This window comes from Streptomyces sp. NPDC059009 (genome assembly GCF_042740175.1).
Lineage (GTDB): Bacteria > Actinomycetota > Actinomycetes > Streptomycetales > Streptomycetaceae > Streptomyces.
The window spans coordinates 280807-305689 of sequence record NZ_JBHYJB010000002.1 but is presented as its reverse complement, the minus strand read 5'-3'; the positions used below and the strand labels follow the sequence as shown (position 1 = coordinate 305689).

The 24883-nt window shown below is 70.0% G+C and carries 25 protein-coding genes and 1 tRNA gene; 14 read left to right on the top strand and 12 right to left on the bottom strand.

Features of this window, described 5'->3' with window-relative positions:
• Window positions 1-122: 122 nt before the first annotated feature.
• The 6 genes from paaA to ACFWYM_RS03140 all read left to right on the top strand — a co-directional run bounded on the left by paaA (window position 123) and on the right by ACFWYM_RS03140 (window position 5001).
• Window positions 123-1148, top strand: a complete 1026-nt coding sequence (gene paaA / locus ACFWYM_RS03165; RefSeq protein ID WP_384829288.1) for a 1,2-phenylacetyl-CoA epoxidase subunit PaaA — start codon at window positions 123-125, stop codon at window positions 1146-1148.
• Window positions 1145-1435 (top strand): 1,2-phenylacetyl-CoA epoxidase subunit PaaB, encoded by a 291-nt coding sequence (paaB, locus tag ACFWYM_RS03160; protein ID WP_384829287.1) that lies wholly within the window; start codon window positions 1145-1147, stop codon window positions 1433-1435. Before paaA ends, paaB begins: the two co-directional genes overlap by 4 nt.
• 26 nt (window positions 1436-1461) lie before the next feature.
• Window positions 1462-2184 (top strand): 1,2-phenylacetyl-CoA epoxidase subunit PaaC, encoded by a 723-nt coding sequence (gene paaC / locus ACFWYM_RS03155; protein ID WP_384829286.1) that lies wholly within the window; start codon window positions 1462-1464, stop codon window positions 2182-2184.
• On the top strand, window positions 2178-2678 hold the full coding sequence (gene paaD / locus ACFWYM_RS03150) for a 1,2-phenylacetyl-CoA epoxidase subunit PaaD (protein WP_384829284.1): 501 nt from the start codon (window positions 2178-2180) through the stop codon (window positions 2676-2678). Before paaC ends, paaD begins: the two co-directional genes overlap by 7 nt.
• Window positions 2678-3754 (top strand): 2Fe-2S iron-sulfur cluster-binding protein, encoded by a 1077-nt coding sequence (locus ACFWYM_RS03145; RefSeq protein ID WP_384829282.1) that lies wholly within the window; start codon window positions 2678-2680, stop codon window positions 3752-3754. Before paaD ends, ACFWYM_RS03145 begins: the two co-directional genes overlap by 1 nt.
• A gap of 113 nt (window positions 3755-3867) precedes the next feature.
• A complete protein-coding gene (locus tag ACFWYM_RS03140; protein WP_384829280.1) occupies window positions 3868-5001 on the top strand; it encodes an acyl-CoA dehydrogenase family protein in 1134 nt (377 codons plus the stop codon).
• A 31-nt stretch (window positions 5002-5032) separates the two neighbouring features.
• Here the strand turns inward: ACFWYM_RS03140 and ACFWYM_RS03135 are convergent, their stop codons facing one another.
• From ACFWYM_RS03135 to ACFWYM_RS03120, 4 genes are all read right to left on the bottom strand, one after another.
• Complete coding sequence (locus ACFWYM_RS03135; RefSeq protein WP_384829428.1) at window positions 5033-5362, bottom strand: rhodanese-like domain-containing protein; 330 nt, start codon at window positions 5360-5362, stop codon at window positions 5033-5035.
• A gap of 149 nt (window positions 5363-5511) precedes the next feature.
• On the bottom strand, window positions 5512-6504 hold the full coding sequence (locus ACFWYM_RS03130) for a J domain-containing protein (RefSeq protein ID WP_384829278.1): 993 nt from the start codon (window positions 6502-6504) through the stop codon (window positions 5512-5514).
• A 196-nt stretch (window positions 6505-6700) separates the two neighbouring features.
• A complete protein-coding gene (locus tag ACFWYM_RS03125) occupies window positions 6701-8140 on the bottom strand; it encodes a DUF2252 domain-containing protein (RefSeq protein WP_384829426.1) in 1440 nt (479 codons plus the stop codon).
• 240 nt (window positions 8141-8380) lie between these two features.
• Window positions 8381-8464, bottom strand: a tRNA-Leu gene (locus tag ACFWYM_RS03120).
• Between the two features lie 404 nt (window positions 8465-8868).
• Between ACFWYM_RS03120 and ACFWYM_RS03115 the strand changes: the two genes are divergently transcribed.
• The 6 genes from ACFWYM_RS03115 to pknB all read left to right on the top strand — a co-directional run bounded on the left by ACFWYM_RS03115 (window position 8869) and on the right by pknB (window position 17003).
• Complete coding sequence (locus ACFWYM_RS03115; RefSeq protein WP_384829276.1) at window positions 8869-9723, top strand: FhaA domain-containing protein; 855 nt, start codon at window positions 8869-8871, stop codon at window positions 9721-9723.
• A gap of 10 nt (window positions 9724-9733) precedes the next feature.
• Entirely contained in the window at window positions 9734-10255 is a 522-nt protein-coding gene (locus ACFWYM_RS03110) for an FHA domain-containing protein (protein ID WP_384829274.1), read from the top strand.
• Window positions 10256-10375: 120 nt separating this feature from the next.
• On the top strand, window positions 10376-11911 hold the full coding sequence (locus ACFWYM_RS03105) for a Stp1/IreP family PP2C-type Ser/Thr phosphatase (protein ID WP_384829271.1): 1536 nt from the start codon (window positions 10376-10378) through the stop codon (window positions 11909-11911).
• 26 nt (window positions 11912-11937) lie between these two features.
• Window positions 11938-13362, top strand: coding sequence for an FtsW/RodA/SpoVE family cell cycle protein (locus ACFWYM_RS03100; protein WP_384829269.1), 1425 nt, complete (start codon window positions 11938-11940; stop codon window positions 13360-13362).
• Window positions 13359-14822, top strand: coding sequence for a peptidoglycan D,D-transpeptidase FtsI family protein (locus ACFWYM_RS03095; protein WP_384829267.1), 1464 nt, complete (start codon window positions 13359-13361; stop codon window positions 14820-14822). Before ACFWYM_RS03100 ends, ACFWYM_RS03095 begins: the two co-directional genes overlap by 4 nt.
• Window positions 14823-14990: 168 nt before the next feature.
• Window positions 14991-17003 carry a Stk1 family PASTA domain-containing Ser/Thr kinase gene (pknB, locus tag ACFWYM_RS03090; RefSeq protein ID WP_384829265.1) on the top strand — a complete coding sequence of 671 codons (2013 nt, stop codon included), beginning with the start codon at window positions 14991-14993 and terminating at the stop codon, window positions 17001-17003.
• Between the two features lie 129 nt (window positions 17004-17132).
• Here pknB and ACFWYM_RS03085 read toward each other — a convergent pair whose 3' ends face one another.
• From ACFWYM_RS03085 to ACFWYM_RS03060, 6 genes are read right to left on the bottom strand one after another with little or no spacing between them, the layout of a single operon-like run.
• The gene (locus ACFWYM_RS03085; RefSeq protein WP_384829263.1) at window positions 17133-17882 is read right to left on the bottom strand and encodes a class E sortase; all 750 of its coding nucleotides are present in this window, start codon (window positions 17880-17882) and stop codon (window positions 17133-17135) included.
• 41 nt (window positions 17883-17923) lie between these two features.
• Window positions 17924-19156: a class E sortase gene (locus ACFWYM_RS03080; RefSeq protein ID WP_384829261.1), complete on the bottom strand. Its 1233-nt coding sequence runs from the start codon at window positions 19154-19156 to the stop codon at window positions 17924-17926.
• A complete protein-coding gene (locus tag ACFWYM_RS03075) occupies window positions 19153-19806 on the bottom strand; it encodes an aminodeoxychorismate/anthranilate synthase component II (RefSeq protein WP_384829259.1) in 654 nt (217 codons plus the stop codon). Before ACFWYM_RS03075 ends, ACFWYM_RS03080 begins: the two co-directional genes overlap by 4 nt.
• The gene (locus tag ACFWYM_RS03070; RefSeq protein WP_384829257.1) at window positions 19803-19964 is read right to left on the bottom strand and encodes a hypothetical protein; all 162 of its coding nucleotides are present in this window, start codon (window positions 19962-19964) and stop codon (window positions 19803-19805) included. The genes ACFWYM_RS03075 and ACFWYM_RS03070 overlap by 4 nt, the downstream gene beginning before the upstream one ends.
• Before the next feature lie 32 nt (window positions 19965-19996).
• Window positions 19997-20695 (bottom strand): class E sortase, encoded by a 699-nt coding sequence (locus ACFWYM_RS03065; RefSeq protein ID WP_384829255.1) that lies wholly within the window; start codon window positions 20693-20695, stop codon window positions 19997-19999.
• Between the two features lie 36 nt (window positions 20696-20731).
• Window positions 20732-21526 carry a DUF881 domain-containing protein gene (locus tag ACFWYM_RS03060; protein ID WP_384829253.1) on the bottom strand — a complete coding sequence of 265 codons (795 nt, stop codon included), beginning with the start codon at window positions 21524-21526 and terminating at the stop codon, window positions 20732-20734.
• A gap of 142 nt (window positions 21527-21668) precedes the next feature.
• Between ACFWYM_RS03060 and crgA the strand changes: the two genes are divergently transcribed.
• Complete coding sequence (crgA, locus tag ACFWYM_RS03055) at window positions 21669-21926, top strand: cell division protein CrgA (RefSeq protein WP_384829251.1); 258 nt, start codon at window positions 21669-21671, stop codon at window positions 21924-21926.
• 254 nt (window positions 21927-22180) lie between these two features.
• On the opposite strand, the gene ACFWYM_RS03050 is transcribed toward crgA, so the two are convergent.
• Window positions 22181-23074 carry a rhomboid family intramembrane serine protease gene (locus tag ACFWYM_RS03050; protein WP_384829249.1) on the bottom strand — a complete coding sequence of 298 codons (894 nt, stop codon included), beginning with the start codon at window positions 23072-23074 and terminating at the stop codon, window positions 22181-22183.
• 118 nt (window positions 23075-23192) lie between these two features.
• On the bottom strand, window positions 23193-23720 hold the full coding sequence (locus tag ACFWYM_RS03045) for a peptidylprolyl isomerase (RefSeq protein WP_384829247.1): 528 nt from the start codon (window positions 23718-23720) through the stop codon (window positions 23193-23195).
• Between the two features lie 337 nt (window positions 23721-24057).
• Here ACFWYM_RS03045 and ACFWYM_RS03040 point away from each other — a divergent pair, with 337 nt between their 5' ends.
• Window positions 24058-24795, top strand: a complete 738-nt coding sequence (locus tag ACFWYM_RS03040) for a DUF5324 family protein (protein ID WP_384829245.1) — start codon at window positions 24058-24060, stop codon at window positions 24793-24795.
• Window positions 24796-24883: the final 88 nt, after the last annotated feature.

Below are 24883 nucleotides of genomic sequence, written 5' to 3'. Positions count from 1 at the left end.
CAGGGTTGACACCTTATGGCGGCGGCCCGCACCATTGAATTCCAGCGGACCGAACGATCGGTCGGTAGACTGGCCGCAGCGCATGCCCGAGGCGAATGGTCAAAAGGTCGAGGGGGACCGAGATGGCGACACCAGCCGCGCACGCGAAGAACACCGCGGACACGGCGGACGCGACAGGCACCGCGGACACCGCGGCGCTGGAATCGGCGTTCGACACAGCCGTGGCGGCCGACGAGCGCATCGAGCCACGCGACTGGATGCCCGACGCCTACCGCGCGACGCTGGTCCGCCAGATCGCCCAGCACGCCCACTCCGAGATCATCGGCATGCAGCCGGAGGCGAACTGGATCACGCGCGCCCCGTCCCTGCGCCGCAAGGCGATCCTGATGGCCAAGGTCCAGGACGAGGCGGGCCACGGCCTCTACCTCTACAGCGCCGCCGAAACCCTCGGCACCGGCCGGGACGAGCTCCTGGACAAGCTCCACTCGAGCCGCCAGAAGTACTCCTCGATCTTCAACTACCCGACGCTGACCTGGGCCGACGTCGGCGCGATCGGCTGGCTGGTGGACGGCGCCGCGATCACCAACCAAGTCCCCCTGTGCCGCTGTTCGTACGGGCCCTATGCGCGCGCGATGGTCCGCATCTGCAAGGAGGAGTCCTTCCACCAGCGCCAGGGTTACGAGCTGCTGTTCAGCCTCAGCCGCGGCACCCCGGCCCAGCACGAGATGGCACAGGACGCGGTGAACCGCTGGTGGTGGCCGTCCCTGATGATGTTCGGCCCGCCCGACGACGAGTCCTCGCACTCCGCCCAGTCGATGGAATGGAAGATCAAGCGCCATTCGAATGATGAGCTGCGCCAGCGCTTCGTCGACATCTGCGTCCCCCAGGCCGAGACCCTCGGACTGACGCTCCCCGACCCGGAGTTGAGGTGGAACGAGTCGCGGGGCCACCACGACTTCGGCCCCATCGACTGGTCGGAGTTCTGGTCGGTCCTGAAGGGCAACGGCCCGTGCAACGAACAGCGGATCACCCAGCGCAGGCGCGCCCACGAGGAGGGCGCCTGGGTCCGCGACGCGGCGGCCGCGTACGCCGCGAAGCAGGGCGAGACACAGCGCACCACCAAGACCCCCGGGGAGGCGACGGCATGAGCAGCTCGACCGACTGGCCGCTGTGGGAGGTGTTCGTCCGCTCCCGGCGCGGGCTCTCCCACACCCACGCGGGCAGCCTGCACGCACCGGACGCGGAGATGGCCCTGCGCAACGCCCGCGATCTGTACACCCGCAGAAGCGAGGGCGTCTCGATCTGGGTCGTCCCGTCCACGGAGATCACCGCCTCCTCACCGGACGAGAAGGACGCGTTCTTCGAGCCGGCGGGCGACAAGCCCTACCGCCACCCGACGTTCTACGACATCCCGGAGGGAGTGAAGCACCTGTGAGCGAAGCGCCTGTGACGGAAGCACCCATGGCCGCCACCGCCCGCACCGAGTCCCCGGCCCTCCCCCTCGGCGACGACGCCCTGGTGCTCTCCCACCGCCTGGGGGAGTGGGCGGGCCACGCCCCGGTCCTCGAAGAGGAGGTCGCCCTGGCGAACATCGCCCTCGACCTGCTCGGCCAGGCCAGGGTCCTGCTCTCCCTCGTCGGCGACGAGGACGAACTGGCCTACCTGCGCGAGGAGCGCGCCTTCCGCAACCTCCAACTGGTCGAGCAGCCGAACGGCGACTTCGCGCACACCATCGCCCGCCAGCTCTACTTCTCCACGTACCAGACACTGCTCTACGGCCAACTGGCGAGCGGCGACAGCGAGTTCGCCCCGCTGGCCGCGAAGGCCGTCAAAGAGGTCAGCTACCACCAGGACCACGCCGAGCAGTGGACGCTGCGCCTCGGTGACGGCACGCCCGAGAGCCACGAGCGGATGCAGCGCGGCCTGGACGCGCTGTGGCGGTTCACCGGCGAGCTGTTCAAGCCCGTGCCCGGCCTGGACATCGACGGCCAGGAGCTGAGGGAGAAGTGGACCGCCTCGGTGACATCGGTCATCGACGCCGCCACCCTCACCGTCCCCTCCGGCCCGCAGGACGGTGCGTGGGCGGCGGGCGCCGGGCGCCAGGGCCTGCACACCGAGTCCTTCGGCCGCATGCTTGCCGAGATGCAGCACCTGCACCGCAGCCACCCGGGGGCGTCATGGTGACGACCGCACCCACCCCCCTCGAAGAGCGGCTGCTCGCCCTCGCCGGCTCGGTGCCCGACCCCGAGCTGCCGGTGCTGACGCTCGCGGAGCTCGGCGTGGTCCGCGACGTCCGGGTGAGCGACTCGGGCCGGGTCGACGTCGAGCTCACGCCCACCTACACCGGCTGCCCCGCGATCGAGGCCATGAGCGCCGACATAGAGCGAGTCCTGCACGAGCACGGCATGGCGGACGTCCAGGTCCGCACGGTGCTCGCCCCCGCCTGGTCGACGGACGACATCAGCCCCGAAGGCCGCCGCAAACTGGCCGAGTTCGGCATCGCACCACCACGCCCGCACACCGCCGAGGGCCCGGTCCCGCTCACCCTCTCGGTCCGCTGCCCGCACTGCGGCTCCACCGACACGGAGCTGCTGAGCCGCTTCTCGTCGACCGCGTGCAAGGCCCTGCGCCGCTGCGTCAGCTGCCGTGAACCCTTCGACCACTTCAAGGAGTTGTGATGGCCCGCTTCCACCCGCTCCGCGTGGCGGCGGTCGACCGGCTCACCGACGACTCCGTGACGCTGACCTTCGACGTCCCGCCCGCGCTCCGCGCCGACTACCGCTACACACCCGGCCAGCACCTCGCCGTGCGCCGCTTCGCGGACGGTGACGGTGCGGAGATCCGGCGCACCTACTCGATCTGCTCCCCCGCGCCCGGCCCCGAACAGCCGGGCGGACCCGAGCAGTTGCGGGTCGGGGTGCGGCTCGTCGAGGGCGGCGCCTTCTCGACGTACGCGTTCAAGGAGGTGGCCGTCGGCGACGAGCTGGAGGTGATGACCCCGGCGGGGCGGTTCACCCTGGAGCCCGCGCCCGGCCGCTATGCAGCGGTGGTCGGCGGCAGCGGGATCACCCCGGTGCTCTCCATCGTCACCACGCTGCTCGAGCGCGAGCCCGAGGCCACCTTCTGCCTCATCCGCAGCGACCGCACCGCCGCGTCGACGATGTTCCTGGAAGAGGTCGCCGACCTCAAGGACCGCTGGCCGGACCGCTTCCAGCTGGTGACGGTGCTCTCCCGCGAGGAACAGCAGGCGGGGCTCGGCTCCGGGCGCCTGGACGCGGAGCGGCTCGCGGCGCTGTTGCCCGCGCTGGTCCCCGTCCCCGAGATATCGGGCTGGTTCCTGTGCGGCCCGTACGGCCTCGTCCAGGGCGCCGAAGGCACGCTGCGCGACCTGGGAGTCGACCGCCACCGCATCCACCAGGAGATCTTCCACGTCGACGACGCCCCTTCGGTGAGCGTCTCCACGGCCCCCGCCCCCGAGCACAGCACGGTCACGGCGACACTGGACGGCCGCTCCGGCACCTGGCCCGTACAGGACGGCGAATCCCTGCTCGAGACGGTGCTGCGCAACCGAGCGGACGCCCCGTACGCCTGCAAGGGCGGGGTCTGCGGCACCTGTCGTGCCTTCAAGGTCTCGGGCGAGGTGCGGATGGACCGCAACTTCGCGCTGGAGCCCGAGGAGACCGAGGCGGGCTATGTGCTGGCGTGCCAGTCCCGTCCGGCCACGGCCACGGTCGAGTTGGACTTCGACCGCTGATCCTGGACCGTCCATTCCCTTCGCATCCTGGACCGTCCATTCCCTTCCCGTAGAACCTGTTCTATCTTGACGGCCCGTCAGAAATGACCGACCGGTGCGCGGAGGGACAGGCAGTGGACTTCACCTTCACCGAGGAACAGCAGGCGGCCGTCGAGGCGGCGAAGGCGCTCTTCGCCGACGTCGCCCCGGACGGGGTGCCCAGCCCCTCCCTCACCTCCGGCGCCGTCGCGGACGACTTCGACCGCGCCCTGTGGGCCAGGCTCGCCGACGCCGATCTGCTCAGCCTGCTCCTCGACCCGGAGCACGGCGGCGCGGGGCTCGACGCGATCGCGCTCTGCCTGGTGCTGCGCGAGTCCGCGAAGGTGCTCGCCCGTGTCCCGCTCCTGGAGAGCAGCGCGGCGGCGTACGCGATCCAGACGTACGGCGGGGACGAGTTGAAGCAGTCGGTCCTGCCCAAGGCCGCGCGGGGCGAGCTCGTCCTGACGGTCGCCGCCAACGGCCGCACCGGACACGACCCCGCCGAACTCGCCGTCACCGCCCGCGAGGACGGCGACAGCTGGCTCCTGGACGGCGTGCAGACGGGCATCTCCTGGGCGCGGAACGCGGACCTCGTCGCGGTCCCCGCCCACACCTCCGGGGGCGACGCCGTCCTCGCCTTCGTACCCCGCGCCCACGAGGGGCTCACCCTCGCCGAGCAGGTCTCCACCAGCGGCGAGCACCTCGGTGAGCTGCACCTCGACGGCGTACGGATCGACGGTTCGCAGGTGATCGGGACGGCCGGCGCCTGGGAGTGGCTGCGCCATCTGCTCACGACCGGGACCTGCGCCCTCGCGCTCGGCCTGGGCGAGGGCGTGCTCCGGATGACGAGTGAATACACCAGCAAGCGCGAGCAGTTCGGCTTCCCCGTCGCCACCTTCCAGGCGGTGGCGGTGCAGGCCGCCGACCGCTACATCGACCTGCGCGCCATGGAGGTCACCCTCTGGCAGGCCGCCTGGCGGATCAGTACCGGGGCGAGCGGCGCGCTGCCCGCCGCGGGGGACGTGGCCGTCGCCAAGATCTGGGCGTCGGACGGCGTGCGCCGCGTCGTGCAGACCGCCCAGCATCTGCACGGCGGCTTCGGCGCCGACACCGACTACCCCCTGCACCGCTACCACGCCTGGGCCAAGCAGCTCGAGCTCGCCCTCGGCCCGGCGGCCGCGCACGAGGAGTCCCTGGGCGACCTCCTGGCCGCCCACCCCCTCGGCTAGCGGGCTCCGGGAATCAAGGAGATCGGGCGCATCAGGCCACGAAGCCCGGCTGGCCCTTGTCGTCGACGACGGGCCGGCCGGCGCCCGCCCATGCCTCCATGCCGCCCGCGACATTCGCCGCGTCGATGCCCTGCTGCGCGAGGTACATCGTGACCTGGGCGGACCGCCCGCCGGACCGGCAGATCACATTGACTCGGCCGTCCTGCGGCGCCGCCTCGGTCAACTCCCCGTACCGCGCGACGAATTCACTCATCGGAATGTGCAGCGCACCCTCGGCGTGGCCCGCCTGCCACTCCTCGTCCTCGCGAACGTCCAGCAGAAAGTCGCCGTCCGAGAGATCGCCGACCGTGACCGTGGGCACCTGTCCAAAACTCATGCCCCGACGCTACCGGACCGCCCCGGGACGATTCACGGGGGACGATCCACGGCAGACGTTTCAGAAGCACGCTCCAGCGGGCATCCGGCTTCGGAAGGACGCTCCAGCGGGCATCCGGCTTCGGAGGGGACGCTTCAGCGGGCGTCCGGCGCCGTCAGCCGCTCCAGCTCGGCCTCCCGCTCGGCGACCTGCGCGAGCAACTGCTCGGCGATCTCCTCGAGCAGCCGGTCGGGGTCGTCCGGGGCCAGCTTCAGCATCGCCCCGATCGCGCTCTCCTCCAGCTCCTGGGCCACCGCCGTGAGCAGCTCCTTGCGCTGGGAGAGCCATTCGAGACGGGCGTACAGCTCCTCGCTGGGGGTCGGCCGCTGCTCCTCCGGCACGGGCCCGGCCGCCCACTCCTCGGCGAGCTCCCGCAGCGCGGCCTCGTCCCCGAGCCCGTACGCGGCGTTGACCCGCGCGATGAACTCGTCGCGGCGCTCCCGCTCCTGCTCGTCCTGTGCGAGGTCCGGGTGGGCCTTGCGGGCCAGCTCGCGGTAGAGCTTGCGGGCCTCGTCGCTGGGCCGCACCCGCTGCGGCGGCCGCACCGACTGCCCGGTCAGCATGGCGCCGGCCTCCGGCGAGAGCCCGTCCGCGTCCATCCAGCCGTGGAACAGCTCCTCGACGCCGGGCATCGGCAGCACCCGCGCCCGCGCCTCCTCCGCCTTGCGCCGGTCTTCGGGGTCGCCGGTGCGCGCCGCCGTGGCCTCGGCGATCTGCGCCTCCAGCTCGTCCAGGCGCGCGTACATCGGGCCGAGCCGCTGGTGGTGCAGGCGGGAGAAGTTCTCCACCTCGATCCGGAAGGTCTCGAGCGCGATCTCGTACTCGATCAACGCCTGCTCGGCGGTCCGCACAGCCCGCGCAAGCCGCTCCTCGGGCCGCTCCCCGGCGTCCTGCTGCGGTCCCGCGGAGGCGGCATCACCAGCGTCACCGGCGCCCCGCTGCGGCCCTGCGGAGGCGGCGTCACCCGGCTCGCGCTCCGCCCTCGAAGCAGGCTCCCCCGAGCTCGTCGCAGCAGGCTCCCCCGAGCCCGTCTCGAGGGGCTCAGCGGGCGTCTCGGGCGGCGTCGGCTCGGCTTGCGGGGTCGTCACCCGTCCAGCCTAGGCCACCGCCCAGGGCCCCCTCCCCACGGCCACAGCGCCCACCTCTCAGCCGAGCCGAGCACCCGCCCGAGAACGACCGAGCACCCGCCCGAGGACGACCGCGCACCAAGTCAGCAGGCGCGCCGGCCCACAACCGGAGCACCCCAGCCACCAGACACGCGCTCCCCCGCACCCCCATGCCCCATCACACCCCCAACTCCGCGGCCACCCACCCCTCCCGGACCGCCCGCACCAGCCGCGCATGGTCGGCCTCCGTGCGGTCCGCGTAGGTCACGGAGAAGCGGGCCACGGCCTCGTCCAGCTCGTCGTTCTTGCCGCAGTACGCCGCGATGAGGCGCGGGTCGGCGCTGTGCGCGTGCGCGCGGGCCAGCAGGGCGCCGGTCATGCGGCCGTAGTCGTCGAGCTGATCCGCGGCGAGCGCCGCCGGGTCGACACTGCCCTTGCGGTTGCGGAACTGCCGTACCTGGAAAGGCCGTTGCCCGATCGTCGTCCAGCCGAGCAACACATCGCTGACCACCTGCATCTGCTTCTGCCCGCGCACCACCCGGCGCCCCTCGTGCACCACCGAAGGGCTCTTGAACCCGGCCACCGGCAGCTGCGGCAGCAGCGCCGAGGGCCGCGCCTCCTTCACCTGCAGCACGAGCGCCTCGCCCCGGTGGTCCAGGAGCAGCGCCACATACGACCTGGTCCCCACGCTCCCGGTGCCCACGACGCGGAACGCCACATCGTGCAGCGCGTACCGCGCGAGCAGCGGCAGCCGGTCCTCCGGCACCGTGCCCAGATACTCCTCGAGGGCCCCGCCCACCGCGGCCGCCTCCGCGTCCGGCACCCGCCGCAGCACCGGCGGCGCGTCCACGAACCGCCGCGTGCCGTCCTCCAGGACCCGCGTCGACTTGGCCGCGAACCGCGCGCCCGTGTTCCGCCGGGCCTTCTCCGAGACCCGCTCCAGCGTGCCGAGGAGGTCCCTGGCGTCCGTGTGCGAGACGAGCTCCTCGTCCGCGATGGCGTTCCACGCGTCCAGGGCGGGCAGCTTCGCCAGGACGCGCATGGTCCGGCGGTAGGCGCCCACCGCGTCGTACGCCGCCTCCCGGCAGACGTCCTCACCCGCCCCCGCCTCGCGCCCCGCGAGCACCAGCGAGGCGGTGAGCCGCTTCACGTCCCACTCCCAGGGGCCGTGCACCGTCTCGTCGAAGTCGTTGAGGTCGATGACGAGGCCGCCCCGCGCATCCCCGTACAGCCCGAAATTGCCCGCGTGCGCGTCGCCGCATATCTGGGCGCCGATCCCCGTCACGGGCGTGCGCGCCAGGTCGTACGCCATGAGTCCGGCGGAGCCGCGCAGGAAGGCGAACGGGGTCGCCGCCATCCGCCCGTTCCGTATCGGCACGAGGTCGTCGATGCGGCCGCGGCTCGACTCCTCCAGGGCCGCCACCGCGTCCGGCCGCGCGGCGTCCTCCGCGAACTCCGCGTGCGCGGACCGCGCGACGCGCTCCCGCAGCGCCTTGCCCTCCGCCTTGGGCGAGACCGCCCCGGCCGCCGGGACGTCCGCGAGCCCCCGCACCCGCGGCAGCCGCGCCCCCGCCGCACCGGCCCGCTGCCCCGGAACCACCGCACCGCCGTCGACCATGGCCAACCGCCCCCGCTCTCCCCTCCGCGCGCACCCGCCGTGCGACTCCGCGTGACAATGAAGGTACTCGCCGCCACCGACAACGGAGCCGACCCGGCGCCTCCTTCATACGAAGGACAGGACGCCCTCGGACCTTCTGTGGATCACCACACGGCATGGTCCGTACCTGAGAGACTCCTCACACCCGAGAACGCACAAAAAACGGTCCCCATCGTGATCACGATGAGGACCGTTTCGCTGTGCGCGAGGGGGGAGTTGAACCCCCACGCCCTTGCGGGCACTGGAACCTGAATCCAGCGCGTCTGCCTATTCCGCCACCCGCGCATTGGGTGTGTCTCCGGACTCCCTCCCCGTGGGGCGAGCGCCTGTCGACATCCAGAAGATTAGCACGCTGCCGGGGGTGGATTCACATCGCTTTCCGCAGGGCATCCGCCCCCGGGCCGCCTCCCTCGGCGCCGATGGCCGAGAGGTCCACAGCCGGGTGCGGGACACTGGCTTCAGGCCCCCTCTACGATCCCTGGGAAGACCCTGAAAAACCGGGGCACCGACTAGGGGTCCCATCAGGGGCCGGGAAGGGTCCAGGAGCCTTCTGAACGGGCATGCTGCGGGCATGCCTTGTGAGAGGCGACACTCGTCGACTGGGCGGACAGGGGGAACCAGCCGATTTCCCGGCGCGTGGATACGATCAGTAAGCAGTACCAGGACGACAACGACGGAGGAGGTGCCCCATGGGAGTCCTGAAGAAGTTCGAGCAACGACTCGAAGGTCTGGTCAACGGCACCTTCGCCAAGGTCTTCAAGTCCGAGGTCCAGCCCGTCGAGATCGCCGGCGCCCTGCAGCGCGAGTGCGACAACAACGCGACGATCTGGAACCGCGAACGGACCGTGGTCCCCAACGACTTCATCGTGGAGCTCAGCGCGCCCGACTTCGAGCGCCTGAGCCCCTACTCGGGACAGCTCGGCGACGAACTCGCCGGGATGGTGCGCGACTACGCGAAGCAGCAGCGCTACACCTTCATGGGCCCCATCAAGGTCCACCTGGAGAAGGCCGACGATCTCGACACCGGCCTGTACCGCGTGCGCAGCCGCACCCTCGCCTCCAGCAGCTCCCAGGCCGGTGCCCCCGCGGCCCCGGCCCCGGCGGGCCCCGCCCCCGGAAACCGCGCGCCCGGCGGTGGCTACGGATACCCGCAGCCCTCCGCCGCCCCTCCCATGCCGGCCGCGCCGCCTCCCGGCGGCCGTCCCGGCGGGCAGGCGCCGCAGCGTCCTCAGGGACCGGGACCCGGCGCCCTGCCGGGCGCCCAGGTGCGGCGCTGGATCGAGATCAATGGAAATCGCCATCAGATCTCCCGCCCGACGCTGGTGCTGGGACGCAGCACCGACGCCGATGTGCGGATCGACGACCCCGGCGTATCGCGCCGGCACTGTGAGATCCGGACCGGAACGCCCTCGACGATCCAGGATCTCGGGTCTACCAACGGCATCGTGGTAGACGGGCAGCACACCACCCGCGCTACGCTCCGCGACGGCTCGCGGATCGTCGTGGGCAGCACCACCATCATTTACCGGCAAGCCGAAGGGTGAAGCGGGGGCAATGTCAGAGCTGACCCTGACGGTCATGCGGCTGGGTTTCCTGGCCGTTCTGTGGCTGTTCGTGATCGTGGCCGTCCAGGTCATCCGCAGCGACCTGTTCGGTACGCGCGTCACGCAGCGTGGATCGCGCCGTGACAGCGCGCGCCCGCAGCAGGCCGCCCGCCAGCAGCAGGCCGCGCCTCCGCAGCAGCGCCAGCAGGGCGGCGGCGGTGGCCGCCAGCGCCGCGGCGCCCCCACCAAGCTGGTCGTCTCCGAAGGCAGCCTGACGGGCACGACGGTTGCCCTGCAGGGCCAGACGATCAGCCTGGGCCGGGCACATGACTCCACGATCGTGCTGGACGACGACTACGCCTCCAGCAGGCATGCCAGGATCTACCCGGACCGTGACGGCCAGTGGATCGTCGAGGATCTCGGGTCCACCAACGGCACGTATCTCGACCGGACCCGACTCACCACCCCGACGCCCGTTCCCCTTGGCGCGCCGATCCGCATCGGCAAGACCGTCATCGAGCTGCGGAAGTAGTACGACAATGAGCGAGCGGAGCGAGCGAGCCGACGCGGTCCAGGACTTGGACGCCAGCGCGCTCCCGACCGGAGGGTGGGCACCGTGCGGATGTACCCGGAGCCGACGGGCGAGGTGCGCATGAGTCTGTCTTTGCGCTTCGCCGCCGGATCGCACAAAGGCATGATCCGGGAGGGGAACGAGGACTCGGGCTACGCCGGTCCCCGTCTCCTCGCCATCGCCGACGGCATGGGGGGTCAGGCCGCGGGTGAGGTCGCGAGCTCCGAGGTCATCTCGACGCTCGTGACGCTCGACGACGACGTACCGGGCTCGGACATCCTCACGTCGCTCGGCACCGCCGTGCAGCGGGCCAACGACCAGTTGCGCCTGATGGTCGAGGAGGACCCCCAGCTCGAGGGCATGGGCACCACCCTCACCGCCCTCCTGTGGACCGGTCAGCGCCTCGGCCTCGTGCACGTCGGCGACTCCCGCGCGTACCTCCTGCGGGACGGCGTCCTGACGCAGATCACCCAGGACCACACCTGGGTGCAGCGCCTCGTCGACGAGGGCCGCATCACCGAAGAGGAAGCCACCACCCACCCGCAGAGGTCCCTCCTCATGCGCGCCCTGGGCAGCGGCGACCACGTCGAGCCGGACCTCTCCATCCGTGAAGTCCGCGCCGGCGACCGGTACTTGATCTGCTCGGACGGTCTCTCCGGCGTCGTCTCGCACCAGACGATGGAGGACACCCTCGCCAGCTACCAGGGCCCCCAGGAGACCGTGCAGGAGCTCATCCAGCTCGCGCTGCGCGGCGGCGGCCCCGACAACATCACGGTGATCGTCGCCGACGTCCTGGACATCGACAGCGGCGACACCCTCGCGGGCCAGCTCTCCGACACCCCCGTGGTCGTCGGCGCGGTCGCCGAGAACCAGCTCCAGGCGCAGGACGACGGCGCCATGCAGACGCCCGCGGGCCGTGCCTCCGGCCTCGGCCGCCCGGTGCCGCCCCAGCCCTCCGGCGGCGGCTTCGGCCCGCCCGGCAGCGGCGACACCACGGGCTACGTCCCCGAGGGCGGCTTCTCCGCCTACGGGGACGACGACTTCGTGAAGCCCGGTGGCCGCCGGAAGTGGCTGAAGAGATCCGCGTACATCGCGCTCGCGCTCGCCGTCGTCGGCGGCGGTCTGTACGGCGGCTACCGCTGGACGCAGACCCAGTACTACGTGGGCACGAAGGACAAGCACGTCGCGCTCTACCGCGGCATCGACCAGGACCTGGCCTGGGTCAGCCTGTCGAAGGTCGAGAAGGACCACCCCGAGATCGAACTCAAGTACCTGCCGCCGTACCAGCGCAAGCAGGTCGAGGGGACCATCCCCGAGGACGATCTGAAGGCCGCCCAGAGCAAGATCGAGGAACTGGGCGTGCAGGCATCCGCGTGCCGCAAGGAAGCGGACCGCCGCGAGGCCGAGCGCGACAAGAACGCCAAGACGGGCGAAGGCGAAGCCGGCGGCACCACCGGCATCAAGCAGACGCCGACCCCGAACCCGACCACGAGCGGCGACGCCGACAAGAACAAGAAGACCGACGACAAGGCCAAGACCGAGCCGCCGACACCCACCGACAGCCCCAGCTTCACTGAGGAAGAGAAGAAGCTGGTCTCGCTGTGCGGTAAGCAGTAAGCAGCCGTTGGGGGCCCCTGCACACCATGAGCAGTAGTACTACGCATACGTCGACGATCGGCGCGATCGGAGCGCCGAGCCGGCGCAACACCGAGCTCGCGCTCCTCGTGTTCGCCGTCATCATCCCCGTGTTCGCGTACGCCAACGTGGGCCTGGCCATCGACGACCAGCTCCCCGCGGGGCTGCTCGGCTACGGGCTCGGCCTCGGCCTGCTCGCGGGCGTCGCGCACATCGTGGTGCGCCGCTTCGCGCGCTACGCCGACCCGCTGCTGCTGCCGCTGGCGACGCTGCTCAACGGCCTCGGCCTGGTGGTCATCTGGCGCCTGGACCAGTCGGAGCGGCTCCAGCAGCTGCCCAACTTCAGCGCGGCGGCACCGAACCAGCTGATGTACTCGGCGATCGGCATCGCGCTGTTCGTCGGCGTGCTGCTGATGCTCAAGGACCACCGCGTCCTGCAGCGCTACACGTACATCTCCATGGTCGCGTCCCTGATCCTGCTGCTCCTGCCGCTGGTCCCGGGCCTCGGCATGCCGGTCTACGGCGCCAAGATCTGGATCCACGTCGGCGGATTCTCCATCCAGCCCGGTGAGTTCGCGAAGATCGTCATCGCCATCTTCTTCGCCGGCTTCCTGATGGTGAAGCGGGACGCCCTGGCCCTGGCCAGCCGCCGCTTCATGGGCCTCTACCTGCCGCGCGGCCGCGACCTCGGGCCGATCGTCGTCGTCTGGGCGATGTCGATCCTCATCCTCGTCTTCGAGACCGACCTCGGTACCTCGCTGCTGTTCTTCGGCATGTTCGTCGTCATGCTGTACGTCGCCACGGAGCGCACCAGCTGGATCGTCTTCGGTCTGCTGATGTCCGCGGTCGGCGCCGTCGGCGTGGCCTCCTTCGAGCCCCACGTCCAGCAGCGTGTCCAGGCGTGGCTCGACCCCATGCGCGAGTACTCGCTCAGCCAGAAGGGCGTCGTCGGCCACTCCGAGCAGGCCATGCAGGCGCTGTGGGCCTTCGGCTCCGGCGGCACCCTCGGCACCGGACTCGGCCAGGGCCACTCGGACCTGATCAAGTTCGCCGCCAACTCCGACTTCATCCTCGCCACCTTCGGCGAGGAGCTCGGGCTCGCCGGGATCATGGCGATCCTGCTGATCTACGGGCTGATCGTGGAGCGCGGCGTGCGCACCGCGCTCGCGGCCCGCGACCCCTTCGGCAAGCTGCTCGCGATCGGCCTGTCCGGCGCCTTCGCCATCCAGGTCTTCGTGGTCGCGGGCGGCGTCATGGGCCTCATCCCGCTGACGGGTATGACGATGCCGTTCCTCGCGTACGGAGGTTCGTCGGTCATCGCCAACTGGGCGCTGATCGGCATCCTGATCCGGATCAGCGATACGGCGCGCCGCCCGGCGCCCGCCCCCGCAGCGAACCCCGACGCCGAAATGACCCAGGTGGTCCGACCGTGAACAAGCCCCTGCGCCGGATCGCGATCTTCTGCGGGCTCCTCGTTCTCGCCCTGCTCGCCCGGGACAACTGGCTCCAGTACGTCAAGGCGGACACCCTCGCCAAGGACGAGGACAACCGCCGCGTCACCATCGAGCGCTACGCCCAGCCGCGCGGCGACATCATCGTCGACGGCAAGCCCATCACCGGCTCCACGGCGACGCCCGGCAACGACCTCAAGTACAAGCGCACCTGGAAGAACGGGCCGATGTGGTCCCCCATCACCGGGTACGCCTCGCAGCGCATCGGCGCCACCCAGCTCGAGTCCATCGAGGACGACATCCTCACGGGCAACAGCGACCGCCTCTTCTTCCGCCGCAGCCTCGACATGCTGACCGGCAAGAAGAAGGAGGGCGGCAATGTCGTCACGACCCTCAACTCGGCCGCGCAGAAGGCCGCTTACGAGGGCCTGAAGGGCCGCGGCAAGGGTGCCGTCGCCGCGATCGACCCGTCGACGGGCGCGATCCTGGCGCTCGCCTCCACGCCGTCGTACGACCCGTCCAGCTTTGCCGGGAACACCAACAAGGAAGCCGAGACCTTCCAGGACCTGGACAAGGACAAGGACAAGCCGATGCTGAACCGCGCCCTGCGCGAGACGTATCCACCCGGCTCCACCTTCAAGGTGGTCACCGCGGCGGCCGCGCTCGAGCACGGCCTGTACGACGGCATCGACTCGCCGACGAAGTCCCCGCTCCCGTGGACCATGCCGGACACGCACACGGAGCTGAAGAACGAGGGCCCGATCGACTGCAAGAACGCCTCGCTGCGGCAGGCGCTGCGGGTGTCGTGCAACACGGTCTTCGGCAAGATCGGCTCGGACCTCGGCAAGGACAAGATGCTGGAGACGGCCGAGAAGTTCGGCTTCAACTCCGAGCAGTTCGTCCCGGTCCGCTCGAACGCCTCCAACTTCCCCGAGAAGATGGACCGCCCGCAGACGGCCCTCTCCTCCATCGGTCAGTTCGAGACGGCCGCGACGCCGCTGCAGATGGCCATGGTCGCCTCGGCGGTCGCCAACGACGGCACGCTCATGGAGCCGTACATGGTCAGCGAGCTGCAGGCACCGAACCTGGACGTCGTCGAGAAGCACTCGCCGAAGGAGCTGAGCAAGCCGCTCTCGAAGGAGAACGCCCAGAAGCTCCAGGAAATGATGGAGACGGTCGTCAACGAGGGAACGGGAACCAACGCCAAGATCCCGAACGTCACCGTGGGCGGCAAGACCGGTACGGCTCAGCACGGCATCAACAACAGCAAGAACCCGTACGCCTGGTTCCTGTCGTACGCGAAGACCGACTCCGGGTCGCCGGTCGCCGTGGCCGTCGTCGTCGAGGACTCCAAGGCGAGCCGCGGCGACATCTCCGGCGGCGGTCTGGCCGCCCCCATCGCGCGGGACGTGATGAAGGCGGTCATCGAGAGCAAGAAGTGACCCGCGTCACGGCCCCTCCACATCGGTGCACGTTGCGGTACCGGTCAGGTATCGGGTGACGGTCGCGACCGGGTCACGTAAGGCGAGCCGGGTACGGTATGCCCGGACAGCACACCGCCGGACCACACAACGGTGCGGTCGGGACCGACGGAGAGGGCTGGATTAGCTATGGAAGAGCCGCGTCGCCTCGGCGGCCGGTACGAGCTGGGCCAGGTGCTCGGCCGCGGTGGGATGGCGGAGGTCTACCTCGCGCACGACACCCGCCTCGGTCGCACCGTGGCGGTGAAGACGCTCCGCGTCGACCTCGCCCGCGACCCGTCGTTCCAGGCCCGGTTCCGCCGTGAGGCCCAGTCGGCCGCCTCGCTCAACCACCCGGCGATCGTCGCGGTCTACGACACCGGCGAGGACTACGTCGACGGGGTATCCATCCCGTACATCGTGATGGAGTACGTCGACGGCTCAACCCTCCGGGAACTGCTCCACTCCGGCCGCAAGCTCCTGCCGGAGCGCGCCATGGAGATGACGATCGGCATCCTCCAGGCCCTCGAGTACTCCCACCGCAACGGCATCGTCCACCGCGACATCAAGCCCGCGAACGTCATGCTGACGCGCAACGGCCAGGTCAAGGTCATGGACTTCGGCATCGCCCGCGCGATGGGCGAGTCCGGCATGACGATGACGCAGACGGCGGCGGTCATCGGCACGGCGCAGTACCTGTCGCCCGAGCAGGCGAAGGGCGAGCAGGTCGACGCCCGCTCCGACCTCTACTCGACCGGCTGCCTCCTGTACGAGCTCCTCACGGTCCGCCCCCCGTTCGTGGGTGACTCCCCGGTCGCGGTGGCCTATCAGCACGTACGGGAAGAGGCGCAGCCCCCGTCGGTCTTCGACCCCGAGATCACGCCCGAGATGGACGCGATCGTCCTGAAGGCCCTGGTCAAGGACCCCGACTACCGCTACCAGTCGGCCGACGAGATGCGCGCCGACATCGAGGCCGCGCTCGACGGCCAGCCGGTGGCGGCGACGGCGGCCCTCGGCGCGGTCGGCTACGGCGGCCACCCCGACGACCAGCAGACGGCGATGCTCCGCCCCCAGAACGGCGGCCAGCAGACCTCCATGCTCCCCCCGGTCAACCCGGACGACGGCGGCTACGGCTACGACGAGGGCGGCCACGGCCGCCGCCAGAAGAAGAGCAACGCGTCCACGTGGTTGCTGATCCTGGCGGGGCTGCTGGTGCTGGTGGGCGCGATCCTCATCGGGAGGTGGGTGGTCAGTGACAGTGGGAACAGCACTGACACGTTGAAGGCGCCGAACCTCGTGGGCGAGCAGCTCGATGAGGCCAAGAAGACCGCGAGCAACGTGGACCTCACCGTTGAGGTGGGAGAGCGGAAGCCGTGTGAGAAGTACCCCAAGGGTCAGATCTGTGAGCAGGATCCCGGGGCCGACGCCAAGGTGAAGAAGGGCGACACCATTACGGTGACGGTGTCGACCGGGGCGCCGAAGGTCGCGATTCCCAGCGTCATCGGCATGGACGTCGAGAAGGCCACGGAGAAGCTGGAAAGCGACAAGTACCAGTTCAAGGTCACGACCAAGAAGTCCGAGTCCCCCGAGACCGCGGGCCAGGTCCTGGAGCAGGACCCGACCTCCGGGACCGAGGTACAAAAGGGCAGCAAGGTCACGCTGACCATCGCCGAGGAGAAGCAGCAGCCCCTCGTCCCCGACGTCACCGGCAAGACGTACGAGGAAGCGGCCAAGCAGCTCACCGACAGCGGCTTCGTGCCCGAGAAGACGGAGGTCGCCAGCGACACCGTCGAAGAGGGCAAGGTCATCCAGACCACCCCGGCCGCGAACACAAGGGCTGATGAAGGCTCGAAGGTGAACGTCCAGGTCGCCAAGAAGAAGGAAGACCAGCCCGTCACCGTCCCGACCCTCACCGGGCAGAAGCTCAAGGACGCCCGTAAGGCCATCGAGGACAACGGACTGGTGGTCGGCCAGATCAGCGGCTCCCAGGACGACAACGCCCTGGTGATCTCGTCCACGCCGAACGGCGGCGAGCAGGTGCCCGAGGGCACCCAGATCAGCCTCGTCACCGTGGGCGGCGGCGGTGGCCCCGGCGGCAACAACAACCAGGGCCAGACCGGCGGAGACGGCGAGGACGACGGAGGCGGCGGCCTCTTCGGCTGACGCCCCGACGCGACGCGACACCACGGAGCCCCGGTCCCCTCAACAGGGGGGCCGGGGCTCCGTCGTACGAAGACGTACGAGACAGCGACGTACGGGCTCAGCGTCGCGTACGGCTCAACTCAACTCAGCTCAGCCCAGCTCCGCCGGCGGCGTCCTCTTGCCGTCCACCTTCTCCACCCGCTCCAGCTCGCCCCACACCACATAGCGGTACCGGGACGTGTAGACCGGTGTGCACGTCGTCAGCGTGATGTAGCGGCCCGCCTTCTTCTTGCCCGATTCCTTGGGGATCTGGTCCAGGACGCGGACGTTGAACTTCGAGGTCTCCGGGAGCGTCGCGAAGACCTTGTAGACGTACCACTTGTCGCGCGACTCGAAGACGATCGGGTCGCCCTTCTCGATCTTGTTGATGTTGTGGAACTTCGCGCCGTGGCCGTCGCGGTGGGCGGCGAGCGTGAAGTTGCCCGACTTCGCGTCCGGCAGGGCCGACTTGACCGGCTCCGTGTAGTAGCCCGCGACGCCGTCGTTGAGAGTCTTGGTGCTGGTGCCCTTCTTGACCAGGACCTCGCCGCCGCTCATCGACGGGACGTGCAGGAAGCCGATGCCGTCCTTCGTGTTGAGCGCGCCCGGCCCCTGGGACGCCCAGTGGTCGCGCACCTTGTTGCCCTGCTTGTGCGCCTCGCGGTCGGCGACCACGTTCGTCCACCACAGGGAGTACACGACGAAGAGGGCGAGCAGCACGCCCGCCGTGATCAGGAGTTCACCGAAGACGCTGACCGCCGTCGCTATGGGGCCGCGGGCACTCGGTCGCCGCGGTGGCGTCGTGGAGGACTCCACGCGCTCGGCCCGCTCGTCCTCGTCCTGGCCCGTCGTGGGTGCCACGTCATCTGCCCCGTCTGTCCGTCACCTGTCGGCTGGTCCCGCTAGTCGACGAGCGCGCTCGGCTTTCCCTTGCTGCGCGGCCGTTCCTCGACCATCTTGCCCCAGACGATCATTCGATACTTACTCGTGAATTCCGGGGTGCAGGTGGTCAGTGTGATGTACCGGCCCGGCTCCGTGAAGCCCGACCCCTTCGGAACGGGCCCGATGACTCCCGTGTTGCCGGGGCTGGTCTGCGGGAGGATGCTCGCCATCTTGTAGACGAAGTACTTGTCCTGCGTCTCCACGACGATCGGGTCGCCCGGCTTCAGATGGTTGATGTACCGGAACGGCTCGCCGTGCGTGTTCCGGTGCCCGGCCACCGCGAAGTTGCCCTTCTTCGCGTCCGGCATCGGCGTCTTGGTGGAGCCCTCGCTGTAGTGGCCGACCATGCCGCGGTCGAGCACGTTCGGCTTGCTGATGCCCTCGGCGATCGGCACGACGACATCGAGCTTGGGTATGTGCATGATCGCGAAGCCCTGGCCCGGCTCGAAGGCGCCCGGCTTGCCCTTGCCCTTGGCCCAGCTGTCCTGGAGGTCGTGCGTGGCTCTGTTCGCCTGCTGCTGCGCGCGGACGTTCGTCCACCACAGCTGGTACGTGACGAACAGCAGCATCAGGACGCCGACCGTGATGAACAGCTCACCGACGGCCCGGCTGGCCACGGCGGCCGGGCCCGGCCTGCGGGCCCGCTCGGCCCGGCGGGCCTCAACCCGGGACAGCGGAGCGCCTGTTGAGGCGGGTCGCCCACTGCTGCCCCCGCCGGCACGGCGGCCGCCGTGCTTGGCCGCCTTGCGGCGGGCGGCCCGGCCCTCGCCCTCACCTCTGCCCTCGCCCTCGCCGTCGCTCTCGGCGGCGCGGCGCGTGTCCGAGGTGCGCAGCCCGACGGTCTCGTCGTCGAGTTGTCCGGGCACGGATATGGGCTCAGGTGCGGGTTCCGGTGCGAACTCGGCCACGGGCTGAGCCATGGGCTCGGCTTCGGGAGCCACCTGCTGCTCCCCGTACCAGTCCTGCACATACCCCTGTGGGTCGTACCACTCGGGTTCCGGCTCCTGCGGCAGCTCCTGCTGCCCCTGGCCGCTGCGGAACCACGGCGACGGGTGCTGGCCGGGCAGGGGGTCCGTGAGCGGGTCGTCCAGACCGTTCACGGCCGCCTCGAACGTGCCGCGGTCCCCGTACGAGGAGGGGTACTCCTCCTCGTACGGGGACCCGGAGTCACGCTCGGGGCGAAGTGCCGTCACGCCGAGGCCCTGCCCACCACCGGGGCCAGGCCGCTCGACCGCTCGACGGCCCCCGTGTCTCCGCACTCCACCAGCCAGTTGGCCAGCATCCGGTGGCCGTGCTCGGTGAGGACGGACTCGGGGTGGAACTGCACGCCCTCGACGGGCAGTTCACGGTGGCGCAGGCCCATGATGATGCCGTCCTCCGTGCGCGCCGTGACCTCCAGCTCGGCGGGGACGGTCGGCGGCTCGGCGGCCAGCGAGTGGTAGCGGGTCGCGGTGAACGGGGACGGGAGCCCGGCGAAGACGCCCTTGCCCTCGTGCGTGACCAGCGAGGTCTTGCCGTGCAGCAGCTCGGGGGCGCGGTCCACCACACCGCCGTACGCCACCTGCATCGACTGCATGCCGAGGCAGACGCCGAAGACCGGCACCCCGGTCGAGGCGCAGTGCCGCACCATCTCCACGCAGACGCCGGCCTGCTCGGGCGTACCGGGGCCGGGCGAGAGCAGCACGCCGTCGAAGCCGTCCTGGGCGTGCTTCAGCTCGACCTTGTCGTTGCGGAGCACCTCGCACTCGGCACCCAACTGGTACAGGTACTGAACGAGGTTGAAGACGAAGCTGTCGTAGTTGTCGACCACAAGGATGCGGCTGGGGGTGCTGGGTGTACTCACTGGCCGTCCACCGTCACGTCGTTGAAGGGGAGGAGCGGTTCCGCCCACGGGAAGATGTACTGGAAGAGCACATAGATCACCGCAAAGACGAGCACCAGGGAGAGCAGCGCCTTCACCCAGGCGTTTCCCGGCAGATGCCGCCAGATCCAGCCGTACATGCCGTCCCTTCCGTCGCTCTACGGCACCCAGACTAACGGCGCAGCGCCTCGGGTTTACCGGCCTCCACTGGTTGAGTGGCATCAAGATGCGCCCAGACGATCAGCCTGTGACTGTGGCCCCACTCTGGCTCACAGGTCGTAAGCGTGAGGTAACGGCCCGCCCCCTCAAATCCCGACTTACGCGGAACCGGGTCGATCACATCGACATCGCTGGGCAGCGTCTTATAGGGCTCCGCGGTGTCGATGCGGTACGTGAACCAGGTGGTCCCGTCGGTCAGCACCACCGCATCGCCCTTGCGCAGCTTCGGGAAGTCCTTGAAGGGGTCGCCGTAGGTGCGGCGGTGGCCCGCGACGGAGAAGTTGCCCTTCTGCCCGAGCTGGGCCGTGGAGGCGTAGTGCCCGAGGCCCTTCTTGAGGAGGTCGGTCCCGGTGCCCTGGAGCACGGGCTTGTTCCACGTGAAACCGAAGCGTGGGATGTACATCACGGCGAAGGGCTCACCGTCCTTGTACGGGCCGGGCTTCGCGGGGGCGGCATCCGAGGGTGAGCCGCCCGAGCTCGCGGGCACGGAGCCCTGCGCCCACTTGTCCTGGAGCTTGTCAATCTGGTGGTCCATGGCGTTGTCGGCCTTCACACCGGTCCAGAACAGGACATAGACGACGAAGAGAACAATCAACGCGCCTACGGTGATGCACAGTTCGCTGAACGTCCTGACGAGCACGCGGACCGACACAGGACGGACCTCCCGAGGGCTACGAGGCTACGAGGGCTACTCCACAGGCTTCGCGTAGTGGAGATCCACTGTGCCCGAGTAGCCGGGAAGAGTCACCGCCCCGTCGTCGTCGACTTTCCAGCCGAGGCCGTACGCGTTCACGTACAGCATGTAGTTCTGGATCTCCGGGGACGCGGCGAGCGCGTTCTTCAGCTCGTCGGGGTCGCCGACCGCGGTCACCTTGTACGGGGGCGAGTAGACCCGGCCCTGGAGGATCAGGGTGTTGCCGACGCAGCGGACCGCGCTGGTGGAGATCAGGCGCTGGTCCATGACCTTGATGCCCTTGGCCCCGCCGTTCCAGAGGGCGTTCACCACGGCCTGCAGATCCTGCTGGTGGATGACCAGGTCGTTGGGTTGCGGGTCGGGGTAGCCCGGGAGCTTGGGGGTCGCGTTCGGCGGGGCGTCGTTGAGGGTGACGGTGACGGCCTTGCCCTTGAGCTTCTTGGTGCCGGACGCCTTCTCCAGGGCGTCCAGCTTGGCGTCCTCTTCCTTGGTGTTGCCGTTGTCGCGCTCGGCGAGGGACTCGACGTCGTCGCGCAGGGAGCCGTTGGACTCGTCCAGCTCCTTGTTCTTGTGGCTGCGCTCCTGGATGAGGTCGGAGAGCTTCAGCAAGGACTGGTCGGTGCGGATGTTGGTGCCCTTGGCCGTGTTGAAGCTGGTGAAGAAGATCAGCCCCGCGAGGGCGAAGACGGCCGCCGTGAGCAAGCGCACCGGACGCCAGCGGGAGGGGGGTCCGGGACGCCAGGGCGCGCGGCTCTTGCTGCCTTCGTGGGAGTCGGCGGAATTGCTCAACGTACCCTTATCTCCTTCGGCGCCGCGGAAGCACTACGCTAACGGACGCCCGGGGGAGCGCTCAGTTTCCCCTTGTACGCTGCTCCGGAGCCATCCCACGTTCCCTGCGCGGCCACGCAGCGCATCGACAGGAGAAACCCTCGTGCCGAAGTCACGTATCCGCAAGAAGGCAGACGACTACACGCCGCCGCCCGCCAAGAAGGCGACGAGCATCAAGCTGACCAGCCGCAGCTGGGTGGCCCCGGTGATGCTGGCGATGTTCCTCATCGGACTCGCGTGGATCGTGGTCTTCTACGTCACCGACGGCAAGCTGCCCATCGACGCCCTCGGCAACTGGAACATCGTGGTCGGCTTCGGCTTCATCGCGGCGGGCTTCGGCGTCTCCACGCAGTGGAAGTAGCCCCCCGGAACGTAGGGCCGCCGCACAGTTGTCCACAGCGCGTGCCGGATCTTGTGCGGGCCGTGCGGAACCGGTGGGAACAACCGTCCACCGGATCCGCAGGCGGGTTTTCCCAGGAAGGACAAGGGGCGAGCGGCCGTCCGCACTGCGGTCGGCCGATCACACCGGCGTCAACCTTCTAAGGGTTATCCACAGATCTTCAGACCTATCCACACTGGGGATAGCGCTGTGGATAACTCAGGGCAAGGCTTGCGTCAGGCGAGCTGAGCGGTCCTGACCACGACGGTCACCAGGACCGCCACGAGGACCAGTGCACAGACTCCCCACTGCACGAGCGCCCGCCGATCCCTAGGCGCGTGCACCATCCCGTACGCGATCGCGACCCCCGCGACCAGGCCGCCCACGTGCGCCTCCCAGGCGATGTCCGGCCAGGTGAAGGTGAAGAGCAGGTTCAGCGCGAGCAGCGCGAAGACCGGCCGCATGTCGTAGTTCAGGCGCCGCATCAGGACGGCGGTCGCGCCGAGCAGGCCGAAGATGGCGCCGGACGCACCGAGCGAGGAGTCGCTCGCGCCCGCGGCCGCATACGTGAGGGCGCTGCCGGCCAGGCCGGACAGCATGTACAGGGAGAAGTAGCGGGCCCGGCCGAGCGCCGCCTCCAAGGGGCCGCCCAGCCACCACAGGCCCAGCATGTTGAACGCGATGTGCCAGATCTCCTGGTGCGCGAACATCGAGGTCACCAGGCGGTACCACTGGCCCTCGGCGACACCCTCGGTCGGTGCCCACGGGTGCGGGGGCCACTGGCCGACCAGGACGAGGTCCCCGACGAGCTGGTCGTCGATGCGGATGGCGATGAACACCAGCACGTTGATCGCGATGAGGATCTTGGTGAGCAGCCGGGGGTCCGCGGCGATCGTGCCGCCCGCGAGGGTGCGGGGCTGATTGGCCGTCGGCGCGTGGCCGGTGCCCGAGCCGCCGCGCACACAGTCCGGGCACTGGAACCCGACCGAGGCGCTGACCATGCACTCCGGGCAGATCGGGCGCTCGCAGCGGGTGCAGCTGATGCCGGTCTCGCGGTCCGGATGCCGGTAGCAGCCGGGCAACCCCGCTGCGTCCCGCGGTTCCTGCGGGCTGCCTGGCGCCTGGTCCATGTCGGGTCCCCTCTGTGTCCGTACGAAGGCGGCGCTGATGTCTCTCTTGGCGAACGCACCGCCCCGCCCTTCCTTACGGACGGGCGGGGCGGATTGGTTCCCTCGGTGTCCCTCGGTGTCAGCGGCTCTCGACGACCACGGACTCGATGACCACGTCGTTCACCGGGCGGTCGGTGCGCGGGTTGGTCGCGGTGGCCGCGATGGCGTCGACGACCTTCTGGCTGGCGTCGTCGGCGACCTCGCCGAAGATGGTGTGCTTGCGGGTCAGCCACGCCGTCGGGGAGACGGTGATGAAGAACTGCGAGCCGTTGGTGCCCGGGCCCGCGTTGGCCATCGCGAGCAGGTACGGCTTGTCGAAGGAGAGCTCCGGGTGGAACTCGTCCTCGAACTGGTAGCCAGGGCCGCCCGTGCCGTTCCCGAGCGGGTCGCCGCCCTGGATCATGAAGCCGCTGATCACCCGGTGGAAGACCGTGCCGTCGTACAGCTTGTCCGTGGACGTGGTGCCCGTCTGCGGGTGGGTCCACTCGCGCTCGCCGGTGGCGAGGTCCACGAAGTTCTTGACCGTCTTCGGGGCGTGGTTCGGCAGGAGCCGGACCACGATGTCGCCCTGGTTGGTCTTGAGGGTGGCGTAAAGCTGCTCGGCCACGATCTGCCTTCCGTTGTCTTCTGTGACCCCCCGATCCTCGCACGGACGGGATGGCGCGAGTAGCCGACGAGGAAGAGGTGAGTAGTCGGCTGTAGTGCGTGGGTAGACGGCCAATAACCGACGGTTGGGGACGCTCGGCGGGAATCCGTGGCATCGTCGTCCGAGAACTCCCGTTGCACGTTTCCTGCACCGAATTGATGGGACTTCGGACACAGTCCGGATCAGCGCCCGTGACCCGGATGCCCCGCCCTCGCATGCCCCGGAGCTCTCCGGAAGGCATGATCCCTGAAAGGGTGGAAAGGTGACATACCTATACGCCACCGAGGAGGAGGATCCCGTGACCCGCAAAGACAGCGTGCGCGCCGCGGCCGGCTCGGCGAAGGACAGCGTGCGTCACGCCGCGGAAGTGGTGGCGCCCTACGCCGGAACGGCCAAGGATCAGGCCGCGTACTACGCACACGAGGCGCGCGTACGTCTCGCACCCAAGGTCTCCACGGCCGCTCAGCTCGCCGCCGAGCAGGCCCGCACCCAGTACGGCAGCCGGGTCGCGCCCCGTATCGAGCAGGCGCGCACGCATGTGCCGCCGAAGGTCGACCACGCCGCCCACGAGGCGGCCGTCCGGACCCGCCGGGCCGCCCGGCAGGCCGCCGACTACTCGCGTCAGGCCGCCGACTACTCGAAGCCGCGGATCGAGCACGCCGTGTCCGCCGCCCAGCCGGTGCGCGAGGAGGCGGCCGCGCGCGGTGCCGCCGCGCTCGCCGCGCTGCGCGGCCAGGTCTCGCCGAAGGAGATCCAGCGGCTGGCCCGCAAGCACGAGCGCCGCGCCCGGGCCGGCCGGCTCGCCAAGGGCCTCGCCGTCGCCGGCATCCTCGGCGCCGCCGCCGTGGCCGCCTGGAAGTGGTGGGACAAGCAGGCCAACCCGGACTGGCTGGTCGAGCCGCCCGCCCCGACGGAGGTCCGCGAGAGCACGACGCCGCTGACGTCGGTCGACGGCAGCGGCCAGGCGTCGCTCGACCCGGAGGTCGAGGCGAAGCAGGCGGAGGCCGAGGCGGCGGAGCAGGACGAGCGGGGCTGACGCTCCACGCTCCACCCCCGCACCGAGTCCGCCCCGGCGGCACACGCAGCACGGGAGAGGCCCGAAGCAGCACGCTTCGAGCCTCTCG

Bases quoted from the DNA above. Each gene is read 5' to 3' on its own strand.
- paaA (WP_384829288.1), top strand. From the start codon at position 123: ATGGCGACACCAGCCGCGCACGCGAAGAACACCGCGGACACGGCGGAC.
- paaB (WP_384829287.1), top strand. From the start codon at position 1,145: ATGAGCAGCTCGACCGACTGGCCGCTGTGGGAGGTGTTCGTCCGCTCC.
- paaC (WP_384829286.1), top strand. From the start codon at position 1,462: ATGGCCGCCACCGCCCGCACCGAGTCCCCGGCCCTCCCCCTCGGCGAC.
- paaD (WP_384829284.1), top strand. From the start codon at position 2,178: ATGGTGACGACCGCACCCACCCCCCTCGAAGAGCGGCTGCTCGCCCTC.
- ACFWYM_RS03145 (WP_384829282.1), top strand. From the start codon at position 2,678: ATGGCCCGCTTCCACCCGCTCCGCGTGGCGGCGGTCGACCGGCTCACC.
- ACFWYM_RS03125 (WP_384829426.1), bottom strand. From the start codon at position 8,140: ATGGTCGACGGCGGTGCGGTGGTTCCGGGGCAGCGGGCCGGTGCGGCG.
- ACFWYM_RS03115 (WP_384829276.1), top strand. From the start codon at position 8,869: ATGGGAGTCCTGAAGAAGTTCGAGCAACGACTCGAAGGTCTGGTCAAC.
- ACFWYM_RS03110 (WP_384829274.1), top strand. From the start codon at position 9,734: ATGTCAGAGCTGACCCTGACGGTCATGCGGCTGGGTTTCCTGGCCGTT.
- ACFWYM_RS03105 (WP_384829271.1), top strand. From the start codon at position 10,376: ATGAGTCTGTCTTTGCGCTTCGCCGCCGGATCGCACAAAGGCATGATC.
- ACFWYM_RS03100 (WP_384829269.1), top strand. From the start codon at position 11,938: ATGAGCAGTAGTACTACGCATACGTCGACGATCGGCGCGATCGGAGCG.
- pknB (WP_384829265.1), top strand. From the start codon at position 14,991: ATGGAAGAGCCGCGTCGCCTCGGCGGCCGGTACGAGCTGGGCCAGGTG.
- ACFWYM_RS03070 (WP_384829257.1), bottom strand. From the start codon at position 19,964: ATGTACGGCTGGATCTGGCGGCATCTGCCGGGAAACGCCTGGGTGAAG.
- ACFWYM_RS03050 (WP_384829249.1), bottom strand. From the start codon at position 23,074: ATGGACCAGGCGCCAGGCAGCCCGCAGGAACCGCGGGACGCAGCGGGG.